At 57.1% G+C, this 24,205-nt stretch carries 20 protein-coding genes; 10 read left to right on the top strand and 10 right to left on the bottom strand.

The genetic code is table 11. The features are described 5' to 3' along the window. Positions 1–68 precede the first annotated feature (68 nt). The 3 genes from thiI to ACJ8MK_RS06205 all read left to right on the top strand — a co-directional run bounded on the left by thiI (position 69) and on the right by ACJ8MK_RS06205 (position 5,203). Positions 69–1,517, top strand: coding sequence for a tRNA uracil 4-sulfurtransferase ThiI (thiI, locus tag ACJ8MK_RS06215; RefSeq protein ID WP_049213804.1), 1,449 nt, complete (start codon positions 69–71; stop codon positions 1,515–1,517). Between the two features lie 447 nt (positions 1,518–1,964). Further along, entirely contained in the window at positions 1,965–3,542 is a 1,578-nt protein-coding gene (locus ACJ8MK_RS06210) for a filamentous hemagglutinin N-terminal domain-containing protein (RefSeq protein ID WP_442517589.1), read from the top strand. Positions 3,543–3,586: 44 nt separating this feature from the next. Next, entirely contained in the window at positions 3,587–5,203 is a 1,617-nt protein-coding gene (locus ACJ8MK_RS06205; protein WP_103829800.1) for a ShlB/FhaC/HecB family hemolysin secretion/activation protein, read from the top strand. A gap of 46 nt (positions 5,204–5,249) precedes the next feature. Here the strand turns inward: ACJ8MK_RS06205 and yajL are convergent, their stop codons facing one another. Both yajL and panE read right to left on the bottom strand, forming a co-directional pair. Beyond that, complete coding sequence (gene yajL / locus ACJ8MK_RS06200) at positions 5,250–5,852, bottom strand: protein deglycase YajL (protein WP_033647310.1); 603 nt, start codon at positions 5,850–5,852, stop codon at positions 5,250–5,252. After that, positions 5,815–6,726, bottom strand: coding sequence for a 2-dehydropantoate 2-reductase (gene panE, locus ACJ8MK_RS06195; protein WP_033647309.1), 912 nt, complete (start codon positions 6,724–6,726; stop codon positions 5,815–5,817). The genes yajL and panE overlap by 38 nt, the downstream gene beginning before the upstream one ends. A 182-nt stretch (positions 6,727–6,908) precedes the next feature. On the opposite strand from panE, the gene ACJ8MK_RS06190 reads away from it, so the two are divergent. Then, positions 6,909–7,400 carry a YajQ family cyclic di-GMP-binding protein gene (locus ACJ8MK_RS06190; protein WP_004940373.1) on the top strand — a complete coding sequence of 164 codons (492 nt, stop codon included), beginning with the start codon at positions 6,909–6,911 and terminating at the stop codon, positions 7,398–7,400. Positions 7,401–7,434: 34 nt separating this feature from the next. Here ACJ8MK_RS06190 and ACJ8MK_RS06185 read toward each other — a convergent pair whose 3' ends face one another. The 8 genes from ACJ8MK_RS06185 to ACJ8MK_RS06150 all read right to left on the bottom strand — a co-directional run bounded on the left by ACJ8MK_RS06185 (position 7,435) and on the right by ACJ8MK_RS06150 (position 16,343). Further along, the gene (locus ACJ8MK_RS06185; RefSeq protein ID WP_033653267.1) at positions 7,435–8,799 is read right to left on the bottom strand and encodes an MFS transporter; all 1,365 of its coding nucleotides are present in this window, start codon (positions 8,797–8,799) and stop codon (positions 7,435–7,437) included. A gap of 199 nt (positions 8,800–8,998) precedes the next feature. Beyond that, positions 8,999–9,889 carry a heme o synthase gene (gene cyoE / locus ACJ8MK_RS06180; RefSeq protein ID WP_019454196.1) on the bottom strand — a complete coding sequence of 297 codons (891 nt, stop codon included), beginning with the start codon at positions 9,887–9,889 and terminating at the stop codon, positions 8,999–9,001. Between the two features lie 17 nt (positions 9,890–9,906). After that, complete coding sequence (locus tag ACJ8MK_RS06175; RefSeq protein ID WP_004940369.1) at positions 9,907–10,245, bottom strand: cytochrome o ubiquinol oxidase subunit IV; 339 nt, start codon at positions 10,243–10,245, stop codon at positions 9,907–9,909. Continuing rightward, on the bottom strand, positions 10,245–10,859 hold the full coding sequence (locus tag ACJ8MK_RS06170) for a cytochrome o ubiquinol oxidase subunit III (protein WP_004940367.1): 615 nt from the start codon (positions 10,857–10,859) through the stop codon (positions 10,245–10,247). Before ACJ8MK_RS06170 ends, ACJ8MK_RS06175 begins: the two co-directional genes overlap by 1 nt. After that, positions 10,849–12,840 (bottom strand): cytochrome o ubiquinol oxidase subunit I, encoded by a 1,992-nt coding sequence (cyoB, locus tag ACJ8MK_RS06165; RefSeq protein ID WP_033637313.1) that lies wholly within the window; start codon positions 12,838–12,840, stop codon positions 10,849–10,851. Before cyoB ends, ACJ8MK_RS06170 begins: the two co-directional genes overlap by 11 nt. Positions 12,841–12,843: 3 nt before the next feature. Further along, complete coding sequence (cyoA, locus tag ACJ8MK_RS06160; RefSeq protein WP_025301763.1) at positions 12,844–13,794, bottom strand: cytochrome o ubiquinol oxidase subunit II; 951 nt, start codon at positions 13,792–13,794, stop codon at positions 12,844–12,846. Positions 13,795–14,234: 440 nt separating this feature from the next. After that, positions 14,235–15,713 (bottom strand): muropeptide MFS transporter AmpG, encoded by a 1,479-nt coding sequence (ampG, locus tag ACJ8MK_RS06155; RefSeq protein WP_033653264.1) that lies wholly within the window; start codon positions 15,711–15,713, stop codon positions 14,235–14,237. Between the two features lie 51 nt (positions 15,714–15,764). Then, positions 15,765–16,343 (bottom strand): lipoprotein, encoded by a 579-nt coding sequence (locus tag ACJ8MK_RS06150; protein WP_033634001.1) that lies wholly within the window; start codon positions 16,341–16,343, stop codon positions 15,765–15,767. A gap of 314 nt (positions 16,344–16,657) precedes the next feature. Between ACJ8MK_RS06150 and bolA the strand changes: the two genes are divergently transcribed. The 6 genes from bolA (at position 16,658) to hupB (ending at position 24,159) form a co-directional block, all read left to right on the top strand. Continuing rightward, positions 16,658–16,972, top strand: coding sequence for a transcriptional regulator BolA (gene bolA, locus ACJ8MK_RS06145; RefSeq protein ID WP_004940361.1), 315 nt, complete (start codon positions 16,658–16,660; stop codon positions 16,970–16,972). 367 nt (positions 16,973–17,339) lie between these two features. After that, a complete protein-coding gene (tig, locus tag ACJ8MK_RS06140; protein ID WP_004940358.1) occupies positions 17,340–18,644 on the top strand; it encodes a trigger factor in 1,305 nt (434 codons plus the stop codon). A 438-nt stretch (positions 18,645–19,082) separates the two neighbouring features. Further along, on the top strand, positions 19,083–19,706 hold the full coding sequence (gene clpP / locus ACJ8MK_RS06135; protein ID WP_016928858.1) for an ATP-dependent Clp endopeptidase proteolytic subunit ClpP: 624 nt from the start codon (positions 19,083–19,085) through the stop codon (positions 19,704–19,706). 143 nt (positions 19,707–19,849) lie between these two features. Continuing rightward, positions 19,850–21,121, top strand: a complete 1,272-nt coding sequence (clpX, locus tag ACJ8MK_RS06130; RefSeq protein ID WP_004940354.1) for an ATP-dependent protease ATP-binding subunit ClpX — start codon at positions 19,850–19,852, stop codon at positions 21,119–21,121. 194 nt (positions 21,122–21,315) lie between these two features. Beyond that, entirely contained in the window at positions 21,316–23,670 is a 2,355-nt protein-coding gene (gene lon, locus ACJ8MK_RS06125; protein WP_033653263.1) for an endopeptidase La, read from the top strand. 216 nt (positions 23,671–23,886) lie between these two features. Beyond that, positions 23,887–24,159 carry a nucleoid-associated protein HU-beta gene (gene hupB, locus ACJ8MK_RS06120; protein ID WP_004940351.1) on the top strand — a complete coding sequence of 91 codons (273 nt, stop codon included), beginning with the start codon at positions 23,887–23,889 and terminating at the stop codon, positions 24,157–24,159. The last annotated feature ends 46 nt before the right edge of the window (positions 24,160–24,205 follow it).

Raw genomic sequence — 24,205 nt, 5'->3', positions numbered from 1 at the left:
GTGCGCAGAGCGCGGCGATATGGTGATATACTCCGCGCCGTAATTCTTATCTGACAACAAAGACCGCCATGAAGTTTATCATTAAATTGTTCCCGGAAATCACCATCAAGAGCCAATCTGTGCGCTTGCGCTTTATCAAGATTCTCTCGACCAATATTCGCAACGTCCTGAAGCAGTATGATGAAACGCTGGCGGTCGTCCGTCACTGGGATCATATCGAAGTTCGCGCCAAAGATGAAAACCAGCGGCCGGTCATCGCCGACGCCCTGACGCGCATTCCCGGCATCCACCATATTCTGGAAGTGGAAGATCGCGCTTATACCGATATCCACCACATCTTCGAGCAGACGCTGGAAGCCTACCGCGCCCAGCTGGAAGGCAAAACTTTCTGCGTGCGCGTCAAGCGCCGCGGCAAGCAGGCGTTCAACTCGCAGGACGTGGAGCGCTATGTCGGCGGCGGTCTGAACCAGCATATCGAGAGCGCGCGCGTTAACCTGACCCGCCCGCAGGTTACGGTAAACCTGGAGATCGAAGACGACAAGCTGATGCTGGTCAAACGCCGCCTCGAAGGCATCGGCGGTTACCCGGTCGGCACCCAGGAAGACGTAATGTCGCTGATTTCCGGCGGTTTCGACTCGGGCGTGTCCAGCTACATGCTGATGCGTCGCGGCTGTCGCGTGCACTTCTGCTTCTTCAACCTGGGCGGCGCCGCGCACGAGATCGGCGTGAAGCAGGTGGCGCACTACCTGTGGAATCGCTTCGCCAGCTCGCACAAGGTGCGCTTCGTCGCCATCGATTTCGAGCCGGTGGTGGGTGAGATCCTGGAGAAGATTGACGACGGCCAGATGGGCGTGGTGCTCAAGCGCATGATGGTGCGCGCCGCTTCGCAAGTGGCCGAACGCTACGGCGTGCAGGCGCTGGTGACCGGCGAAGCGTTGGGGCAGGTCTCCAGCCAGACGCTGACCAACCTGCGCTTGATCGACAACGCGTCCGATACCCTGATCCTGCGTCCGCTGATCTCGCACGATAAAGAGCACATCATCAAGCTGGCGCGCGAAATCGGCACCGAAGACTTCGCCAAAACCATGCCGGAATACTGCGGCGTGATTTCGAAGAGCCCGACGGTGAAAGCCATCAAGGCCAAGATCGAAGAGGAAGAGAGCCACTTCGATTTCAGCATTCTCGACCGGGTGGTGAGTGAGGCGAAGAACGTCGATATCCGCTCCATCGCCGAGCAGGCGCAGGAGCAGGTGACCGAGGTGGAAACCGTCGCGGCCTTCGGCGCCGACGAGGTGATCCTGGATATCCGCTCCAACGACGAGCAGGAAGAGAAGCCGCTGCAGTTGGAACAGGTTGAAGTGAAAGCGCTACCGTTCTACAAGCTGAGCACCCAGTTCGGCGATCTGGATCAGAGCAAAACCTACCTGCTGTACTGCGAGCGCGGCGTGATGAGCCGCCTGCAGGCGCTGTACCTGCTGGAGCAAGGCTTCAGAAACGTGAAGGTTTATCGTCCGTAATTTATCCGCCGGCGCCGCCAGACGCCGGCCGTTTTCTTTCAAAACGCATTTTCCCGCCAAATAACCCTGCTTATTACGCCTTTTTTTAAATAATACACTTAACTTGTTTTTCCTTTTATTAAAATCACTTCAGTCAATATATTAAAAATCTATTGATTTTTTTATTTGATGGTATGGATATTATTGTTATCGAACGCTGGCAGCCCTGTCGGCGTTTATCTGCTGACTCCCTATTGAAATTGTGTTTTGGCATTTGATTGCACATGTTTTTTCTTACTGTGCAAATTATGTTTTTGCTGAGCATAAGCCATTCGTATTTTATGGTTATCAGGGTAATGCACATTGCAAAGGAGGATATCCCTATGGCCATTAATGTTTTTCGCCATTAGTCTGAACGTCAGTTAATGGTTGGCAGGGATGGACAACATTATTTAAGGAGAGCGATTAATGAAAATGAATAAGACGACATTGCTGTTGTCGGCAGCGGCGTTGCTGTTGCCCAGCGCGCCGCTGTTGGCGCAAATAGCACCTCAGGCGGGGGGCGCATCGGTTGACCATATCAATCAGGTGCCGGTGGTGAATATCAATCGTGCGGGTGCGGACGGTGTCTCGCATAACGTTTACACGCAGTTCGACGTTGGCGCTCAGGGCGCTATTTTAAATAACAGCCTTGCGGGCGTGAATACGTCATTGGCCGGAACCGTTGTGGGGAACGCTCAGTTAGAGGGCCGTGCAGCTAAGGTAATTCTGAATGAAGTGAATTCGGCAAATAAAAGTATTTTGAAGGGGATGGTAGAAGTCGCCGGGCAACGTGCCGATGTTGTCATTGCCAATAAATCCGGCATTACCTGCAACGGTTGCGGTTTTATTAATGCCCGCAACGGCGTATTAACTACCGCCGATTTGCAGTTCAAGGACGGCGCTTTTAACGGCTTCCACGTTAATCAAGGCAATATTCGAGTCGAGGGGGAGGGCTTGTCGAAGGGCGATGTCGATTATACGGCTGTTATTGCGCGCACGGCGGAAATCAGCGCGGCGGTTCATGCGGACGCCCTGTTAGTCTCGGCGGGGAAAAAAACGGTTTCGGCAGATCTATCCCGCTTCAATAGCGTTGATGCGTCTAAAGATAAGCCTGAAGTATTGATCGACGTCGCCGAGTTGGGGGGAATGTATGCCAACAAGATTAGGCTGGTCGCCAATGAAAACGGCGTAGGCGTCAATAGCGGCAATGCCAATGGGGCGGGCTCCAACACCGGCGCCGCGTTGAACAATGTCAGCATCGTCAGTATCCAAACCGACGCGGGAAGTGATGAACGCGTGCAAATCGGCAACGGCGCTCAAAACGTATCTCGCGCTTCCGTCGGTATCGCCAACCGCGGTCAGATTCAGGCGAAAAACGGTGGCGCCGACATCAGTACCGACTCGCTGGTCAATCAAGGAAATATCGCTTCACAGGGGCAATTGAACATCAGCGCTACCCGGCTGCAAAATGAAAAGAACGTGAGTGCGCGTTCGGCCTCCCTGACGGCAACGCAGCTGGACAATATCGGCCGCATTGAGGGCGGGGCAATACGGCTGAATGCGACCCAACTGAACAATCGCGGCAGCGTCAAAACGCAAAACGGCGCGCTGACACTGCGGGCGACCCGCGTCGACAATACCGGCGGCATTCAATCCGCGCAGGCTTTGCAACTCAACGCCACCAGCTTGTTCAACGCCGGCAATGGCGTGATCGAAGCCCAAAACGGCGCGGCGATCCAGGGAACGTCCATCACCAACCGCGGGAGCATCGTTTCTCGCGCTTCTTCCATCAGCTTGTCGGACACCAGTTTCAGCAACTACGGCAGGATTGAAGCCTATGGCGATATCAGCCATCGCGGCGTCTCTTTCAACAACTCAGGCACGATGCGCTCCACGTCCGGCGCGGTCACCAACAACGGCCGCGACATCAACAAGCCCGTGAATAGCTGGGGTTGGGGATACGGCGGTTTCGGCTGGCCTTACGGTTGGTCTTATTGGATGTGACAAACGTTTCCCCCACCCAAGGGTGGGGGAATGGATGAGAGAGCATGAAAAGGGAATGTCTTATTCTTTGTCTGGGCGTGCTGTTCAGCTGTTGCAGCCGCGCTGAAGCCACGCCGGCGCCGGCCAAACAACGCGTTAGCCAGGAAAGCCTCATCGGCGATACGCAACGCAAGCTGTTACCGTCCACCCCTCCTGTTTTGTCGCCGCAGCCGGAGCAAAACGCGCAAGCGGACATATTTATCAGCGAATCTCCGTGTTGGATGATCGATAAAGTCGAAACGGCGACGGCGCCGCTACGCCTCACGGCTTTCAAACAGTTGGCGCATACGGCCCGTGGCCGCTGTATGGGGGAGAAAGGGTTGGCGAGGTTGCGCAAAAAGCTGCAAAACGCGCTGATAGCGCAAGGCTATATCACTTCGCGGGTGCAGCTCGACGTTCAAGAGGTACCGGCAGGGATACTGAAGGTTCGTGTGCATTATGGCCGCATCGGTCAGCTGAAAATGCAGGCGGGCAGCAGCGCCTATTTCCGCCCCGATGCGCTTTTTCCCATTGCGGCCGGCGATGTGCTGAATTTGCGTAGTATCGAGCAAGGGCTGGAGAACATGGGGGGGATACCGGGCGTCATCAGCGATATCCGCATTGCTCCGGGCGAACGAGCTGGCGAAAGCGATATCGAGATCCTGCGCCAACAGGATAAATATTGGCGTTTTACCGCCTGGGCGGATGATGCCGGCGTTCGTTCTACGGGGCGTTATCAGACCGGCGGCGCGCTGTATCTCGATAATCTGACCGCCTTGGGCGACGTTTTTTACCTGTCGATGGCGCGCAGCATTCTGGCGCCGCCGGGCAAAGGCAATGAAAGCCGCGCCCTGTACTATAGCTTGCCTTGGGGATACTGGCGCTTCAGCGCGTTGGGCGGAGACAGCCGCTATCACCAGACTTTCGCCGGCAACTTCACCGATTATCGCTATAATGGCCGTTCGCAGTATTGGGGGCTGCAGGCTGACTATACGTTGGCGCGCGGGATGAATGAGAAAACGTCGTTGAATGCGCAACTGCTGCAACGTCATTACCGCTATTACCTCAATGACACGGAGATTGCCTTGCAGAGTGCACGGCTAACCAACCTGAAGCTGGGCGTCAGCCATCTTTATTATGGCGCCCGTGCGCAAATCGCGCTGACCGCCGACGCCCTTGCCGGCGTCGGGAAGGGGAGCTCACATGCCGAACAGCAGCTGCGAGCGGGCGGCAGTATGCTGAAACCCTTCAATGCATTTGGTCATCGTCTGCGTTATCTCGGGGAGTTATCGGGGCAATGGGCAAGCGCCGCACAGCCGATCCAGGATAAGTCGTTTATCGGCGACCGTTCTACGGTGCGCGGGTTTAGCGGCGACAGCAAATTGATCGGCAGCAGCGGAGGGTATCTGCGCAATACGCTGACGTTGGAACGTGACATGCTGCAACCTTATATTGGATTCGACTATGGGCAGTTGGCCAAACAACAGGGGGAAGGCGGCCAGTTGGCGGGGAGCGTCATTGGCCTGCAGGTGAATCAGGGGCGTTTTGCTGCGGACATTTTCGCCGGCACGCCGGTGATCAAACCCGGCGCGCTGCCGAGTGAGCGTCTGGTTTTGGGCTTCTCCAGCCAGCTCAGTTTTTGACGCGATACGGGGCGCGGATCTGCGCCCCGTGTTTACGATCGCTGATTCAGTTTTCTTCACTGTCGCGATAATCGTACATCCCGGGGATCAGCACCAGCTGCGCGGCGATCTCCGCCGCCTTGGCCTTGCCGAGCAGCAGGTCTATCAGCTTCAGCGCGAACTCCATCGCGGTGCCCGGCCCCTGGCTGGTGAGCAGGTTGACGCGCGCGTCGTACACCACGCGGCGCTCCATCCATTTATCCGCCGGTATCTGGTCTTTCAGGCCCGGGAAGCCGGTCATGTTGCCGATCGGGAACAGATCGTGATGCTGCAGCACCAGCGCCGGCGCCGCGCAGATGGCGGCGACAATGTTGCCCTGCAGATGCATCTGCCGCACCTTTTCCACCAGCAGCGGGCTGTCGCGGAAGCATTCTGCGCCTTTCAGGCCGCCGGGCAGTACGATGGCGTCGAACGGCTCATCGACGATTGCCACCAGCGGCGCGTCGGCCAGCAGCTTGACGCCGCGCGAACAGACGATAGTCAGCTCGCCGTCGCCGGCAACGCTGGCGGTAGTGACTTTTACGCCCGCCCGCACCAGCAGATCGAGGGTGGTGACGGCTTCGATTTCTTCGCTACCAGGTGCCAGGCAGACCAGCGCCGATACGCTCATATTCATTTTCCTTTCGTTTAATCAGTTCAAACAGCCGCGCATTCTCCGGCAGCGTGAGGCCGTGGCTGCGCGCGCGGCGCAGCAGGTAACCGGTGATGTAGTCGATCTCGGTGTGCCGCTGGCTGCGGATATCCTGCAGCATCGACGAAACGTTGTCGGCGGTGCTGTGGATCACGTCCATCACGTATTGCATCAGACCTTCGCAGGAGGTGTGGTAGCCCTCCATCGCCATCACGCTGGCGACTTCACGGCACAGCGTTTCGATCTGTTCCGGGTAGCGCTGCAGATCGCCGTTGCGGCAGCCGTACAGCGCCGTCAGCGGGTTGATCACGCAGTTGACCGCCAGCTTGCGCCAGTTGGCCGAGGCGATGTTGTTGTGCCAGGCGACGTCGGGCAGCGCCTGATGCAGCACTTCCGCCAGGTGGCTGAGGTGTTGGGCGGCCGGCGAGGTGGGGCCGATGTGGGTGATGCCGGTGGCGACGTGAATAATGGTGCTGCCTTCGTGGCGCGCGGCGTGGGTGGTGGTGCCCTGCAGGATCGGCTGGCCGTTCGGCGGCAGCTCCTCCTGGGTGCCCATGCCGTTGTGCAGCAGCAAAATGGCGCACTGGGGGTTCAGCTTCGGCAGCAGCGCGCTGACCGCGCTGGACACCTGCCAGGCTTTCAGCGTCACCAGCAGCAGCTCGCTCTGCGCGAGGTGCTCCGGATCGTTGGTGGGCAAATTGCGATTGAACGAGACGCCTTCCGGCTCTATCACGTTCACGGCGCAAAAAGGCTGAGGCACTCTTAGCCATCCCTGCACATCGTGGCCCTGTTGATACAGCCGGGAGAGCCACAGTTGTCCGAGCGCGCCGCAACCAAGAATGGTTATTTTCATTCAGTCTCCTTGGAAACACGGGAATACCGCTCAATTACCGTGAATTAACTATAGGCTTTATGGCAGCCCGAAGCGCTATCCCTGCGTGCGTTCAGCAGATTTTGTCTGAGGCGGCAAAGCGGTTATCATGCTCGGCATCAAAATCGCCTAAGCTATTAGGCACTCATTCAGGAGGAAGAAGTATGCCATCTTTCGACATCGTTTCCGAAATTGATATGCAGGAAGTGCGTAACGCCGTTGAGAATGCCACCCGCGATCTCGGCACCCGCTGGGATTTTCGCAACGTGCCGGCCAGCTTTGAGCTAAACGAGAAAAACCAAAGCATCAAGGTTGCCACCGAGTCTGATTTCCAGGTGCAGCAGCTGCTCGACATTCTGCGCGAAAAGCTGAGCAAGCGCAGCATCGACGGCGCCGCGCTGGAGATCCCGGAAGAGTTTACCCACAGCGGTAAAACCTACAGCGTGGAAGCCAAGCTGAAGCAGGGGATTGAAACCTCTGTGGCGAAGAAAATCGTCAAGCTGATCAAAGACAGCAAGCTGAAGGTGCAGGCGCAGATTCAAGGCGAAGAAGTGCGGGTGACCGGCAAGTCACGCGACGATTTGCAGAGCGTGATGGCGCTGGTGCGCGGCGGCGATCTGGGGCAGCCGTTCCAGTTCAAGAACTTCCGCGATTAATCTCTACGGGGCCGGCATTGCCGGCCCTGATGCTTTATAGCGAATTGACCAGCGCTTCCAACTGACCGCGATTGGTCTGCTTGGTATCCACCTTGACGTAGGCGCTGCGCTCTTCCGGCACCACGATCGCTTCGGCCACGCCGGGCTGCGCCTTCAGGCGGCTTTCCAGCGCCGAATCCTTTACCGCCAGTTCCGATAGCGTAATGCGCAGGCTGCTGACATACGGCGGCTCTTTCATGGTGCTGCTGACCAGGAACCAGACCGCGGCCAACACGGCGCCGGCGATAAACACCAGCCCTGCGCCCTGCAAACCGTACAGCCAGCCGCCGAGGCTGCCGCCGATCGCCACGCCGATAAACTGGCTGGTGGAGTAGACCCCCATCGCGGTGCCCTTGTAGCCGGCCGGCGATTCTTTGCTGATCAGCGAAGGCAGAATGGCTTCCATCACGTTGAAGGCTATGAAGAACAGCTGCACGCCGGCGATGATGCCCCACAGGCGCGCGCCGGAGAGCCACAGCAGCACTTCGGCGCAGAACAGCACCGCCACGCAGCCCATAAACACCTGTTTCATACGGCGATATTTTTCGGCATAGATGATGAAAGGCACCACGGCGGCGAACGACACCAGCATGGTGACCAGGTAGACGATCCAGTGCTCGCTGGCCGCCAGCCCGGCTTTTTCCATCGCCAGCGGCAGCGCCACGAAGCTCGACATCAGCAGGATATGCAGGCACATGATGCCGAAGTTGAGCTTCAGCAGGCGCGAGTTGCTTAGCACCTTGCGGAAGCTGCCGCGCACGATGCTGGACTCGCGGTTCAGCAGGTGAGTGTCGGCGGAAGGCACCACCGCCAGGGTGATGACAATGCCGGCCAGCGCCAGTACGGCGATCATCCAGAACAGCGCATGCAGGCCTAAGGCGTGGGTGATGATAGGGCCCAATACCATGGCGATGGCGAAGGTGATACCGAAGCTGACGCCGATAAACGCCATCGCCTTGGTGCGGTTCTGCTCGCGGGTCAGATCGGAGAGCAGCGCCATTACCGCGGCGGCGATGGCGCCGGAGCCTTGTAGCGCGCGGCCGAGGATCACGCCCCAGATCGAGTCGGTAGCGGCGGCGATCACGCTGCCGAGGGCAAAGATCAGCAGGCCGCCGACGATCAGCGGCTTGCGGCCGATGCGATCGGACACCAGGCCGAACGGGATTTGAAACACCGCCTGCGCCAGGCCGTAGATGCCGATGGCGATGCCGATCAGCGCTTCGCTGGCGCCGTTGAGCGCCATGCCGTAGGTGGTCAGCACCGGCAGTACCATAAACATGCCGAGCATGCGCAGGGAGAATACGGTGCCTAATCCCCAGGTGGCGCGGCGCTCCTGCGGGGTCATTGAATTATCGTTCACATCAAACCTCGGTAAAAACCATGCCATCAGACGTTGAGACAGCGCCTGATGGCATGATTTCTGTAAAGCTGCGTCATTTTAGTGTGCAGGGCAGGGGGGGGTAAATCGAATGTTGTTTAACAGATATTACAGTTCGGCCGCTTTTCGGCGTGACAAATAAAATGGGCCGCAAAAGCGGCCCATTCACAGATGATTTGGCTTACCAAACGTAGGTCACCAGCGCTTCAGGCGCCGCCGTGGCGCTGAAGTCGATCGACATCATCACGCTCAGCGAGGTGATGGCGACGATGGAGAACACGAACAGTTTACGCGCCCAGACGCTGTCGTTTTCGGTTTTGTAACCGCGCAGCGCCATGCCCAGCCACCAGACGCTCACCGCCGCAGCGACGATCAGGTATTTGTAGCCGGCGTAGCCCACCAGGGTCAGCATCAGCGTGGCGATCATAAATGCCAGGATGTAGACCGTGATGTGGTTCTTGGCGACGGAAATGCCTTTCACCACCGGCAGCACCGGAATGTTGGCCGCCTGGTAATCTTTAAAGCGGAAGATAGCGATCGCATAAGAATGCGGCATCTGCCACAGGCTAAAGATAGCCAGCAGGATCAATGCCCCGGCGTCGAACTCGTTGGTTACCGCGCAGTAGCCGATAACCGGCGGCGCGGCGCCCGACAGGCTGCCGATCAGCGTGCCGTAGACCGAGTGGCGTTTCATGTACAGGCTGTAAACGCCGACATAAACCACGAAGCCCATCACCGCCAGCCACATGGCCAGCGGGTTGGCCGCGATATACAGCAACGCGAAGCCCACAATACCCAGAACGGTCGCATAAACCAGGGTGACACTCGGCGCGATCAGGCCTTTTACCAGCACCCGATTCTTCGTTCTCTCCATTTTCTTGTCGATGTCGCGGTCGATGTAGTTGTTAAACACACAGCCCGACGCGACCACCAACGAGACACCCACCAGGGTGGCGAGAAACAGGGGATAGTCGATGCTCCCTTTGGAAGCGAGCAGGAATCCCCCAACGACAGAAATTAAATTGCCGAAAATAATTCCTGGTTTAGTGACTTGCAGGTATTGCTTAATCATCACGTGCAGCTCAGCTCTTAATCGACCATCATATTGATGTTGAGGTTGTACATAATCCAGAGTGAACCTACAACAACGATACCGATGATCATAGCGGTGAACAGCAATGCCACCAGGTTCCAGCGCTCTTCCGATGAGGTGTTCATGTGCAGGAAGTAAACCAGGTGAACAATCACCTGGATAACCGCCATGCCGACAACAACCGCCAGGATGGTGGAATGAGAGGCAGTGCCGTTCATTACCATCGCAAATGGAATTACCGTCAGGATGATCGACAGAATAAAGCCGATCAGGTATGACTTCACGCTGCCGTGGCTTGCGCCGCCGTGAGAGGTTTCATGGGATGAATGGCTCATTACATAACCCCCAGCAGGTAGACAACGGTAAATACGCAGATCCAGACCACGTCCAGGAAGTGCCAGAACAGGCTCAGGCACATCAGGCGGGTTTTGTTGGTCGCGGTCAGGCCGAACTTGCTCACCTGAATCATCAGCACGATGATCCAAATCAGGCCGGAAGTTACGTGCAGACCGTGGGTGCCGACCAGCGCGAAGAAGCTGGACAGGAACGCGCTGCGATCCGGACCGAAGCCTTCGGCGATCAGATGATGGAATTCATAGATTTCCATCGCCACGAAGCCCAGACCAAACAGGAAGGTCAGGAACAGCCAGGTGTTTACACCGCCAACTTTACCCTTGTTCATGGCGATCATCGCCATGCCGTAGGTGATGGAGCTGAACAACAGCAGGAAAGTTTCGACCAGGACAAACTTCAGGTCGAAGATGTCTTTACCTGAGGGACCGCCAGCGGTCCCGTTCACCAGGACTGCATAAGTCGCGAACAAGCTCGCAAACAAAATACAGTCGCTCATCAGGTAGATCCAGAATCCGAAGACTTTGGTCTCTCCCGCGTCGTGGTGCCCATGCTCTGCATGGGCTGCGTTATGATTGGTCAGAGTTTCAGTTGACATGGTTCACGCCTGCTTTACGGATTTGTTCGTAGTGTTGGTTCTCAATGCGCTCGATTTCATCAACCTGCACATAGTAGTCAACATCGTGATCGAAGCTCTTGCCGATCCAGACAACGATCATACCGATGAAGCCGGCCAGAGCCATCCACCAGATTTCCCAAATCATTGCGAAACCGAATACCAGGCTGAAGAAGGCGATGATAACGCCGGCGCCGGTGTTCTTAGGCATATGAATCGGTTCGTATTTAGCCGGTTTCTTATACGCTTCGCCTTTTTCTTTCATGTCCCAGAATTCATCACGGTCATGAATCTGCGGCACTACGGCAAAGTTATAGAACGGCGGTGGAGACGAAGTTGACCACTCCAGAGTACGAGCGCCCCATGGGTCACCGGTCAGATCGCGGTTCTGTTCGCGGTCACGGATACTGACGAAGATCTGGATCAGCTGGCACAGGATGCCGCAGGCGATCAGCGCCGCACCGCCGGCTGCAACCAGCAGCAGAGGGTGGAACTCAGGGTTGATGTTCTGGCTGATACGACGGGTCATACCCATAAAGCCCAATGCGTACAGCGGCATGAAGGCGGTGAAGAAGCCGATGATCCAGAACCAGAACGCGCGGATGCCCCATTTTTCGTTCAGCGTGAAGCCGAAGGATTTCGGGAACCAGTAGGTCAGGCCCGCGAAGCAACCGAACACCACGCCGCCGATGATGACGTTGTGGAAGTGAGCGATCAGGAACAGGCTGTTGTGCAGCACGAAGTTCGCGCCCGGCACCGCCAGCAGAACGCCGGTCATACCACCTACGGAGAAGGTGATGATGAAGCCAACGGTCCACAGCATCGCGGAGTTGAGCTTGATACGGCCCTGATACATGGTGAACAGCCAGTTGAAGATTTTCACCCCGGTCGGGATGGAAATGATCATGGTGGCGATACCGAAGAAGGCGTTAACGTTCGCGCCGGACCCCATGGTGAAGAAGTGGTGCAGCCAGACGATGAACGACAGAACGGTGATCGCGATGGTTGCCCATACCAGTGAGGTATAGCCGAACAGGCGTTTTCTGGAGAAGGTCGCGGTGACTTCGGAGAACACGCCGAACACCGGCAGAACCAGAATATACACCTCTGGGTGACCCCAGGCCCAAATCAGGTTGATGTACATCATCATGTTGCCGCCCATATCATTGGTGAAGAAATGGGTGCCCAGATAGCGATCCAGGGTCAGCAGCGCGATGGTGACGGTCAGAATTGGGAAAGAAACGATGATCAGGACGTTGGTACACAGCGCCGCCCAGGTGAACACCGGCATCTTCATCATAGGCATGCCTGGGGCACGCATCTTCAGAATGGTGGCGAAGAAGTTCACGCCGGTCAGCAGGGTACCCAGACCGGAAATCTGCAGACTCCAGATCCAGTAATCGACCCCGACGCCAGGACTGTACTCTTTACCCGACAGCGGCGGATACGCCAGCCAACCGGTCTGAGCGAACTCACCGACCCCCAGGGAGATATTGATCAGCACAACGCCCACCACGAAGAACCAGAAGCTCAGGGAGTTCAGGAACGGGAAGGCGACGTCGCGCGCACCGATTTGCAGCGGCACTACGACGTTCATCAGGCCGACCACGAAAGGCATCGCCATGAAGAAGATCATGATAACGCCGTGCGCGGTGAAGATCTGGTCGTAGTGGTGCGGCGGCAGGAACCCGGCTTCGCCGGCGGACGCCAACGCCTGCTGGCTACGCATCATGATGGCGTCGGCGAAACCGCGCAGCAGCATGACCATCGCCACGATGATGTACATGATACCAATTTTTTTATGGTCGACCGAAGTCAGCCATTCGCTCCACAACCACTTCCATTTGCCGAAATATGTCAGCAGCGCCAGCACTGCCAGGCCCCCGACAATAATTGCGGCTACGGTGACCATGATGATCGGTTCGTGGTACGGAACCGCATCAAGTGTTAATTTTCCCAACATCAGTTATTCCTCGGCTCCGGCGTGAGCAGCATGTTCACCCATGTCCATACCTTGGCTCATGTCCATGCCTTCGTGCGCGCCAGCGCCCTTGTGCATATCCATGTCGCCCATGAATTTGGCAATTGTTTCTTTGAACAAATTCGGTTTGACAGCGGCAAAGTACTCAACCGGGTTGTTTTCACTCGGCTCTGCCAGTTTGTTAAAGTCGTCGGTGGTGTTCAGGTTTTTAGACGATGCCTTCACCTTGGCCACCCACTGATCGAAGTCGCCTTCGGTCGGGGTAACGATCGCGGTGAATTTCATGCCGGAGAAGCCTGCGCCGCTGTAGCTGCTGGAGATGCCTTTGTAGGCACCGGCTTCGTTGCCGATCAGGTGCAGTTTGGTCTGCATGCCGGCCATCGCATAAATCTGTCCACCCAACTGCGGGATAAAGAACGAGTTCATTACCGAGTTAGAGGTGATCTTGAATTCGACTGGAACATCTTTCGGGAAAGCCAGCTCATTAACGGTCGCAATGCCTTGTTCCGGGTAGATGAACAGCCATTTCCAGTCGAGCGACACCACTTCGATCGTCATCGGCTTCTTGTCGGTGACAATCGGCTTGAACGGGTCGAGTTCGTGGGTGGTCTTCCAGGTAATGGTGCCAAGGATGGCGATGATAATGATAGGAATGGTCCAGACGACCGCTTCGATCTTGTTGGAGTGGGCCCAGTTCGGACTGTACTTGGCGTCTTTGTTGGAAGCGCGATACTTCCAGGCAAAGGCGAACGCCATGAAGATAACTGGCACCACCACGATCAACATCAACGCGATTGCAGTGATAATCAGTGTCCGTTGCTCAACACCAATTGCTCCTTTGGGATTCATCAAAACCATATCGCAACCACTGAGCAATACAGTGGCTGCGATTAATGACAGCATCCCAATACTTTTATTGTATTTCTTAAGTCTCATCTAACGACCTCAATAACAAAGGCTCAATTGTCGTTTCATGTGTGCGGGCATTTTACGGGAAGGTTGCAGTACTGTAAACATGCTTAAGGGAGTGTCAGCGGCTTGTTGACACTTTCTGTTAAGGGGGTCACAGATGTAACCCTGCGTGACAATTTACTAATGACAACAACGCGTTGGCACGCTGAATCGTGACGAGCAGCCCGTATGTTAAGGAAAACTAAAGGTATGATGAATTTGGCGAAGAAATGCGCGGCAGGGAAATACGAAGAAAAGGTTTATTTAATGTAAAATAATTGTGTCTTAAAGGTGAATTTAATTTTATTTCCGAGCGCGGCAGTCGGATAAAAAAATAATTTTCGCGCCGATTATCTTTTTTTACCGAAATAAATATACCCCCGGATCGCTTTTTTTTCGGCCGGCGAAATCGCCGGCCGGTCAGATTATGCCAAACGGGTGCGGCGAAGGGCGAGGTAATCCAGCGTGCTGCCCATCGCGACGCCGAGCAGGCTCAGCGCGGCGCCGACCTGCAGCAGCCGATCGGCCAGCAGCGGTGCCTGCGTCCAGTCCAGCGCATTGGCGATCAGCAACAGCAACCACAGGCCCAACAGCGAACAGCCTAGCGTCAGCAGGCGCAGTGCCCAACGGTAAGATTCTGAAAACTCGGTGCGCGGCATGAAGTCGCCATGCTGCTGGGTGTGCTCCAGCGTCTGACGGCAGATGCCGAGCAGCAGCAAGCCGGGCAGGGCGGCGGCGATAGAGAACAGGTAGAACAACGGCCAGCCGTGGGCTTCGACGAACCAGCCGGCGATCGGGCCGACATAGACGCGCCCCACGGCGGACAGCGCCGACAGCAGCGCGAACTGGGTGGCGGAGAACGAACGGTTGCACAGCGTCATCAGCAGCGCCACGAAGGCCGCGGTGCCCATGCCGCCACACAGGTTTTCAAGGAAGATGGCGCTGCCCATGGTGAGCAGACTCTTGTCGGTCACCGCCAGGATCCAATACCCGAGGTTGGAGACCGCCTGCAGGACGCCGAACAGCATCAGCGCGCGGAACAGGCTGAGACGCTGCATCAGCACACCGCCGAACAGGGCGCCGACGATGGTGGCGAACAGGCCGAGGGTTTTGTTGACCAGCCCGACTTCACCGGCGTCGAACCCCACACCGCGGATCAGGAAGGTGGTGCTGAGGCTGCCGGCGAAGGCGTCGCCCATTTTGTACATCACGATCAGCAGCAGGATCAGCCAGGCGTTGTTGCGGCCGAAGAAATCGCGCAGCGGCGCGACGACCGCCTGTTCCATGGTGCGCGGCGCCGGGATGCTTTCGTCCGGCTCCGGCGCCAGTAGCGTGGCGGCCACGCCGATCAGCATCAATCCGGCCATCAGCCAGTAGGTGGCTTGCCAGCCGAAATAGCGATCCGCCAGCCACAGCGCCAGGCCGCCGGAAACCAGCATCGCCAGCCGGTAACCCAGCACCGAGATCGCCGCGCCCGCCCCGCGCTCTTCGGCTTTCAGCAGATCGGTCTTGTAGGCGTCGAACACGATATCTTGCGAGGCGGAGCAGAACGCCACCAGCACCGCCAACGCCGCCAGCCACCACAGGTGCTGCGCGGGCTGCATAAAGCCCATCGCCACGATCGCCGCCACCAGTAGCAGCTGGCTGACCAGCAGCCAACCGCGTCGCCGCCCGAGGAACGGCGGGGTATAGCGGTCCATGAACGGCGACCAGAGGAATTTGAAGACGTAGGCCTGGCCCACCAGCGAGAAGATGCCGATGGTTTTCAGATCGATATTTTCGACGGTCATCCAGGCTTGCAGCGTGCCGGAGGTCAATGCCAGCGGCAGACCCGACGCGAAGCCCAGCAGCAGCAGAATGGCGGAGTTACGCTGGGTGAAAATGTTCAGATAGTGTTTCGACATGAGTTTCCTGTCTGCGCCGCCCGATCCGCCGGGCGGCACAAGGCGCGGCGATTAACGCGCGTTTTGCTTGATGAAATCGTTGACGCTGGTGTCCTGGGCCATATCGGCGATCACGTCGCCCAGCACGGAGTTGACGGCGTCGGTGATCTTCTCGTTGGTGGCCGTGAAGGCGCCCTGCACGTTATAGGTCGAGCGGTAATTCTTCACCTGCTTGTTGCCGTTCTTCGCCTGGGCGATGATCGAGATGTCGGCTTTGGTGGTGATGTTGTAGCGCAGGTTGCCTTCGGAGACGTCCGCGTACAGATTATTGACGACGATTTGCAGCGCCACCGGGCCGTCGGCGCCGATCATGTAGCCGCGTGCGCCCATCTGTTTCTCCAGCACTTCCTGCAGCAGGAAACGCAGATCGCGCGATGGCGTCAGCGTGACCAGCTGGCCGTCGCGGTTCACCTTGGCCAGCGCCTGATCGGTGCGCTGATCCGCGCCGTTGATGCTGACGGTGATGCCCTGCAGGGTAGGATCCTGCTGCGGCAGAACGATTTTCGGCGTGACGTTCAAGGTGTTGCTGCTGGTCGCGCAGCCGGCCAGCAGCAGGGCGGCCAGCAAAGGAAGACAAAGTTTCTTTAACATGTTTTCTGTCTCATTCTCGATGGATTTAGCAATAATCAGAGCGGGATAGCCGACAACAAATTGCCGACATCATAGCATCGCCGCCGTGCGGTGGAAGCTCGGAAGGCGCCTGAGTGACAAATTTTTACCTGCCGTTGATAAAAACACGCTTTTTTGGCCCGCTCAATCGGATAATCCCCCAAGCGGCGGGGATGACGCTCATCATTTGACCGCAGAAAAGAGAAATTTGTCCCGGCGATGGTCTAAACGGGGGGAAACCGGCTAATATTGAACTAGATGGGCACGGTCCTCTGCCGGTGTTGTAAGGAGATCCTATGATTCGCGAGCAAATAGAAGCAAAGTTAAGGGCGGCGTTTGAGCCCGCGTATCTGGAAGTCGTTGATGAAAGCTATCGTCATAACGTTCCGGCGGGCTCAGAAAGCCATTTCAAAGTGGTATTGGTCAGCGATCGCTTCGTCGGCGAACGTTTTTTGACGCGCCACCGCTCCATTTACGGCGTGCTGTCGGAGGAGCTGGCGGACGGCGTACACGCGCTGGCGCTGCACACCTACACGCTCAAAGAGTGGGAGGGGTTGCAGGATACCGTGCCGGCCTCGCCGCCGTGTCGCGGCGCCGGGACGCTGGCCTGAGGGGGAAATTTTCAGGTATCAGTGGAACTTTGCCCTTGAATTAGGGTATTACTACTGACGAATTTTGAAACGGCCTGCGGGCCGTTTCTGTTTTTGACGACGACACGGCCGATGCGCAATGTGGCCAACGTTCGGTCTGTTTTGGCGGCCTTTTGGCGATCGAATCGGCAAAAGTGTGAGTTTTAGCGCGCCTGCGCCGCCTAGCTTTCCTCGACTCGCCATGCATGCGCCGCTATAATGTCGCGTCTTATTTTTCCGGAATGGTTTCGGGACGCTTCTGTCATCAGGGAACTCGGTTCTTATTTGTAGCCGTCCTGGTTCTTGGAACGGAGTTGACCGAGCACTGTGATTTTTTTGAGGTAACAAGATGCAAGTTTCAGTAGAAACCACTCAAGGCCTTGGGCGCCGTCTCTCTATTACTGTACCGGCTGATACTATCAAGCAGGCGGTGAAGAAAGAGCTGATCAACGCAGCGAAAAGCGTGCGTATCGACGGCTTCCGCAAAGGCAAAGTGCCGATGAACATCGTGGAACAGCGTTACGGCGCCTCTGTTCGTCAGGACGTGCTGGGCGAAGCGATGCAGCGCAGCTTCGTTGACGCGATCATCAAAGAAAAGATTAATCCGGCCGGCGCACCAAACTACGTGCCGGGCGAGTACAAAGAAGGTGAAGACTTCACCTTCGCCGTTGAATTCGAAGTGTATCCAGAAGTTGAGCTGAAAGGCCTGGAAAACATCGAAGTTGAAAAACCTGTGGTTGAAGTGAACGACGAAGACGTCGACGCGATGCTGGATACCCTGCGCAAGCAGCAGGCGACCTGGAAAGAAACCGATCGCGCAGCGGAAGCTGAAGATCGCGTGACCGTTGACTTCACCGGTTCTATCGACGGTGAAGAGTTCGAAGGCGGCAAAGCGTCCGACTTCGTACTGGCAATGGGCCAGGGCCGCATGATCCCAGGCTTCGAAGAAGGCCTGGTCGGTCACAAAGCGGGCGAAGAGTTCTCCATCGACGTGAACTTCCCGGAAGATTACCACGCGGAAAACCTGAAGGGCAAAGCGGCCAAATTCGCTATCGTGCTGAAGAAAGTTGAAGAGCGCGAACTGCCGGAGCTGACCGAAGAGTTCATCAAGCGTTTCGGCGTGGCGGACGGTTCCGTTGCCGGCCTGCGCACCGAAGTTCGCAAGAACATGGAGCGCGAGCTGAAAGGCGCCGTGCGTAACCGCATCAAGTCTCAGGCGATCGACGGCCTGGTGAGCGCGAACGAAATCGACGTGCCTGCTGCCCTGATCGACGGCGAAATCGACGTACTGCGTCGTCAGGCTGCACAGCGTTTCGGCGGCAACGAGAAGCAAGCGCTGGAACTGCCACGCGAGCTGTTCGAAGAGCAAGCGAAACGCCGCGTAGTGGTTGGCCTGCTGCTGGGCGAAGTGATCAGCACCAACGACCTGAAAGCTGACGAAGACCGCGTGAAGACGCTGATCGAAGAAATGGCTTCTGCCTACGAAGATCCGAGCGAAGTCATCGAGTTCTACAGCAAAAACAAAGAGCTGATGAACAACATGCGCAACGTGGCTCTGGAAGAGCAAGCGGTTGAAGCCCTGCTGGCAAAAGCGAAAGTGACTGAAAAAGCCACTACCTTCAGCGAGCTGATGAACCAGACTCAACAGGCGTAATGCCGGCGTGCCGGGCGCCATGAACGGCGCCCCCGGTTTCGCCTGGCGAACCGGCGCACGATGAAAAAGCCCGCAACCTCAGGTTGCGGGCTTTTCTTTTTGCCACGTTGCTGATTAATCTCAGGTTAAGCGGGGCAATATGCACTATATTTACCCTGTTGCCTGGGGAACTGGCTGGCATGATAACGGTCAGATTAACGGCATCGTTTTCGGCGCGCGGAGAAAATCGGCCTCTGGGCTTGAAATCGCGCCGGGATCCCCCAATCTGTAAAGAATAATTCTGGGGCTGTTTGCCAAAGTGCGCGGGATGAAATAACCGTCGGGTACGTGCGGCGCGGGTCGAATGCTTGAGCATAGTCATCATGGCCGTTCTCAAGTAGAATCGGCGTATTAGGGTGACACCCTGGCCGCCAAGGCAATTTCTATTAGGAGACGGTAATGTCATACAGTGGCGAACGAGATCAATTTGCACCGAACATGGCGCTGGTGCCGATGGTGGTAGAGCAGACTTCACGCGGGGAGCGTTCTTACGACATCTATTCCCGCCTGCTGAAAGAGCGCATCATTTTCCTGACCGGCCAGGTGGAAGATCACATGGCCAACCTGATCGTGGCGCAAATGCTGTTCCTCGAAGCGGAAAGCCCGGAAAAAGACATTTTCCTCTACATCAACTCGCCGGGCGGGGTGATCACCGCGGGCATGTCGATTTACGACACCATGAAGTTCATCAAGCCGGACGTCAGCACCATCTGTATGGGGCAGGCGTGCTCGATGGGCTCCTTCCTGCTGACCGCGGGCGCCAAAGGCAAACGTTTCTGCTTGCCGAACTCGCGCGTGATGATTCACCAGCCGCTGGGCGGCTACCAGGGCCAGGCGACGGACATCGAAATCCACGCGCGCGAAATCCTCAAGGTGAAAGCGCGCATGAACGAACTGATGGCGGAACATACCGGCCAGCCGCTGGAGCAGATCGAGCGCGACACCGAGCGCGATCGCTTTATGACCGCGGAAGAAGCCGTGGAATACGGCCTGGTTGATGGCATTCTGACACACCGCAGCTAGAACCACGCGGCGCCGATGGACTATAGTAATCAGAGTGGGCAGGGGCTCGCTCTGCTGTGGCCACTCGGCGTTCCCGATATGAGTTTGGGCGCACTGCCGCCGTGATTTTCCTGCGGGACAAGACTAAAGAAGAGGTTTGACTGATGACAGATAAGCGCAAAGACGGTTCAGGAAAGCTGCTGTACTGCTCTTTTTGCGGCAAAAGCCAGCATGAAGTGCGTAAGCTGATTGCCGGGCCGTCAGTGTATATCTGCGATGAATGTGTCGATCTGTGTAACGACATTATTCGCGAAGAGATTAAAGAAGTTGCCCCGCATCGTGAGCGCAGTGCGCTGCCGACGCCGCACGAGATCCGCCACCACCTGGATGACTACGTCATCGGCCAGGAGCAGGCGAAGAAAGTGCTGGCGGTTGCGGTGTACAACCACTACAAACGCCTGCGCAACGGCGATACCAGCAACGGTATCGAGTTGGGCAAGAGCAACATCTTGCTGATCGGCCCGACCGGCAGCGGCAAAACCCTGCTGGCGGAAACGCTGGCGCGCTTCCTGGACGTGCCGTTCACCATGGCCGACGCCACCACGCTGACCGAAGCCGGTTACGTGGGCGAGGACGTGGAAAATATTATCCAGAAGCTGTTGCAAAAATGTGACTATGACGTGCAGAAAGCGCAGCGCGGCATCGTTTATATCGATGAAATCGATAAGATTTCCCGCAAGTCCGACAACCCGTCGATCACGCGTGACGTCTCGGGTGAGGGCGTGCAGCAGGCGCTGCTGAAGCTGATTGAAGGCACCATCGCCGCGGTTCCGCCGCAGGGTGGGCGCAAGCATCCGCAACAGGAGTTCCTGCAGGTCGATACCTCCAAGATCCTGTTTATCTGCGGCGGCGCATTCGCCGGCCTGGATAAGGTGATCGGCCAGCGCGTCAACACCGGCTCCGGCATCGGCTTCGGCGCGACCGTCAAGGGCGAGTCCGAGAAGGCGACCGAAGGCGAACTGCTGCTGCAGGCCGAACCGGAAGACCTGATCAAGTTCGGCCTGATCCCTGAGTTCATCGGCCGTCTGCCGGTGGTGGCGACCCTGAGCGAGCTGAGCGAAGACGCGCTGATTCAGATCCTGAAAGAGCCGAAGAACGCCCTGACCAAGCAGTATCAGGCGCTGTTCAACCTGGAAGGTGTGGAGCTGGAGTTCCGCGACGAAGCGTTGAACGCCATCGCCAAGAAAGCCATGGCGCGCAAGACCGGCGCTCGCGGCCTGCGTTCCATCGTGGAAGGCGCGCTGCTCGACACCATGTACGATCTGCCGTCGATGGACAGCGTAGACAAAGTGGTGATCGACGAGTCGGTCATCGCCGGCCAATCCAAACCGCTGCTGATTTACGGCAAGCCGGAAGCTCAGGCGTCTGGCGAATAATTAGCCAGTCAAACCAGGGCGTTATCAGCAAAATGGGGGATTTTATCCCCCATTTCTTTTTCCTGCATTCTTGCCGTTGAATGTAAGAGATTCATCCCCATATACTCGTTAACCAGATTTTATGAAACGTTAGATGCTTGCGTCTCATGAGATTCCCCCTCAACCTGGCGGAAATTAAACTAAGAGAGAGCTCTATGAACCCTGAGCGTTCCGAACGCATTGAAATCCCCGTTCTGCCATTGCGCGACGTGGTGGTTTATCCGCACATGGTGATCCCGTTATTTGTTGGCCGGGAAAAATCGATTCGGTGCCTCGAAGCCGCAATGGATCACGATAAGAAGATCATGCTGGTGGCACAGAAAGAGGCCTCAACGGATGAACCTGGCATTAACGACTTGTTCTCGGTTGGCACCGTAGCGTCGATCCTGCAGATGCTGAAGCTGCCGGACGGCACGGTAAAAGTGCTGGTCGAGGGGCTGCAGCGCGCGCGCATCACCACGCTGTCCGACAGCGGTGAGCATTTCGCCGCGCAGGCGGAATACCTTGAGTCGCCGTCGATCGACGAGCGCGAGCAGGAAGTGCTGGTGCGCACCGCGATCAATCAGTTTGAAGGCTATATCAAGCTGAACAAAAAAATCCCGCCGGAGGTGCTGACTTCACTGAACAGCATCGACGACGCCGCGCGCCTGGCGGACACCATCGCCGCCCACATGCCGCTGAAACTCAGCGACAAGCAGTCGGTGCTCGAGATGTCCGACATCACCGAGCGCCTGGAATACCTGATGGCGATGATGGAATCGGAGATCGACCTGCTGCAGGTCGAGAAACGCATCCGCAACCGCGTCAAGAAGCAGATGGAGAAGAGCCAGCGCGAGTACTATCTGAATGAGCAGATGAAGGCGATTCAGAAAGAACTGGGCGAGATGGACGACGCGCCGGACGAGCACGAAGCGCTGAAGCGCAAGATCGATGCGGCGAAAATGCCGAAAGAGGCGCGCGAGAAAACCGAAGCGGAACTGCAAAAGCTGAAGATGATGTCGCCGATGTCGGCGGAAGCGACCGTGGTGCGCGGCTACATTGACTGGATGCTGCAGGTGCCGTGGAATGCGCGCAGCAAGGTGAAAAAAGACCTGAACAAGGCGCAGGAAGTGCTCGATACCGATCACTACGGCCTGGAGCGCGTCAAGGATCGCATTCTCGAGTACCTCGCGGTGCAGAGCCGCGTCAGCAAAATCAAGGGGCCGATCCTGTGTCTGGTGGGGCCGCCGGGCGTGGGTAAAACCTCGCTGGGGCAGTCGATCGCCAAAGCGACCGGCCGCCAGTACGTGCGCATGGCGCTGGGCGGCGTGCGTGACGAAGCGGAAATCCGCGGCCACCGTCGTACCTACATCGGTTCGATGCCGGGCAAACTGATCCAGAAGATGGCCAAGGTTGGGGTGAAGAACCCGCTGTTCCTGTTGGATGAGATCGACAAGATGTCTTCCGACATGCGCGGCGATCCGGCCTCCGCTCTGCTGGAGGTGCTGGATCCGGAACAGAACGTGGCGTTCAACGACCACTACCTGGAAGTGGATTACGATCTGTCCGACGTGATGTTCGTCGCCACCTCGAACTCGATGAACATTCCTGCGCCGCTGCTGGACCGTATGGAAGTGATCCGCCTGTCGGGTTACACCGAGGACGAGAAGCTCAACATCGCCAAGCAGCACCTGCTGCCGAAGCAGCTTGAGCGCAACGCGCTGAAAAAAGGCGAGCTGACGGTCGACGACAGCGCCATCATCGGCATCATTCGCTTCTACACCCGCGAAGCCGGGGTGCGCAGCCTGGAGCGTGAAATCTCCAAGCTGTGCCGTAAAGCGGTGAAAACGCTGCTGATGGACAAGAAGCTCAAGCATCTCGAGATCAACGGCGACAACCTGAAGGATTACCTGGGCGTGCAGCGCGTCGATTACGGCCGTGCGGATACCGAAAACCGCGTGGGCGAAGTCACCGGGCTGGCGTGGACGGAAGTGGGCGGCGATCTGCTGACCATCGAAACCGCCTGCGTACCGGGTAAAGGCAAGCTGACCTACACCGGTTCCCTGGGTGAAGTGATGCAGGAATCGATTCAGGCGGCGCTGACCGTGGTGCGCGCGCGCGCGGAGAAATTGGGCATCAACGCCGATTTCTACGAGAAACGCGACATCCACGTGCACGTGCCGGAAGGGGCGACGCCGAAAGACGGCCCGAGCGCCGGTATTGCGATGTGCACCGCGCTGGTCTCCTGCCTGACCGGCAACCCGGTACGCGCCGATGTGGCGATGACCGGGGAGATCACGCTGCGCGGTCAGGTGTTGCCGATCGGCGGCCTGAAAGAAAAGCTGTTGGCGGCGCATCGTGGCGGCATCAAAACCGTGCTGATCCCTTACGAGAACAAGCGCGATCTGGAAGAGATTCCGGACAATGTTATCGCCGATCTGGAGATTCATCCGGTGCAGCGAATCGATGAAGTTTTGAACATTGCGTTGCAAAACCCGGCCTTCGGCGCACTGCCGGTAGCGGCAAAATAGTGACGAATCGCAAAAACCATTGATAAAACTTATACTGGCAAGCCATTTCGGACTTGCCAGTATTTTTTTGTACCGCTAAGTTAGATCTCTGTCGGCCCGCGTTTTGCCACGCAGTCGGTGGCTTGCCAAGGTTCGATGGGATTGATATAACAGCTGCGCTGTCGCAACCGTAGGGATTTTTCGGTGCGACGATAGAATTCTAGAGGGGATGATAGAGTGAATAAGTCACAACTGATCGACAAGATTGCCGCAGGTGCTGATATTTCCAAAGCGGCAGCGGGACGTGCTTTAGACGCAGTAATCGCTTCCGTTACCGACTCTCTGAAAGCAGGGGATGACGTGGCTCTGGTAGGTTTCGGTTCCTTCACCGTGCGTGAACGTTCGGCTCGTACCGGCCGCAACCCGCAGACCGGTAAAGAGATCAAAATCGCGGCAGCCAAAGTACCGGCCTTCCGTGCAGGGAAAGCGCTGAAAGACGCTGTAAACTGATTTAGCGTCTAACCGTTTAGCGTAACAGGGTTTTGTAATAAACAAT

Source organism: Serratia sp. CY38905, assembly GCF_052168875.1.
Classification (GTDB): Bacteria; Pseudomonadota; Gammaproteobacteria; order Enterobacterales; family Enterobacteriaceae; genus Serratia; species Serratia sarumanii.
Note: the sequence above shows the minus strand (reverse complement) of the source record. Positions and strands in the feature narration are given on the sequence as shown.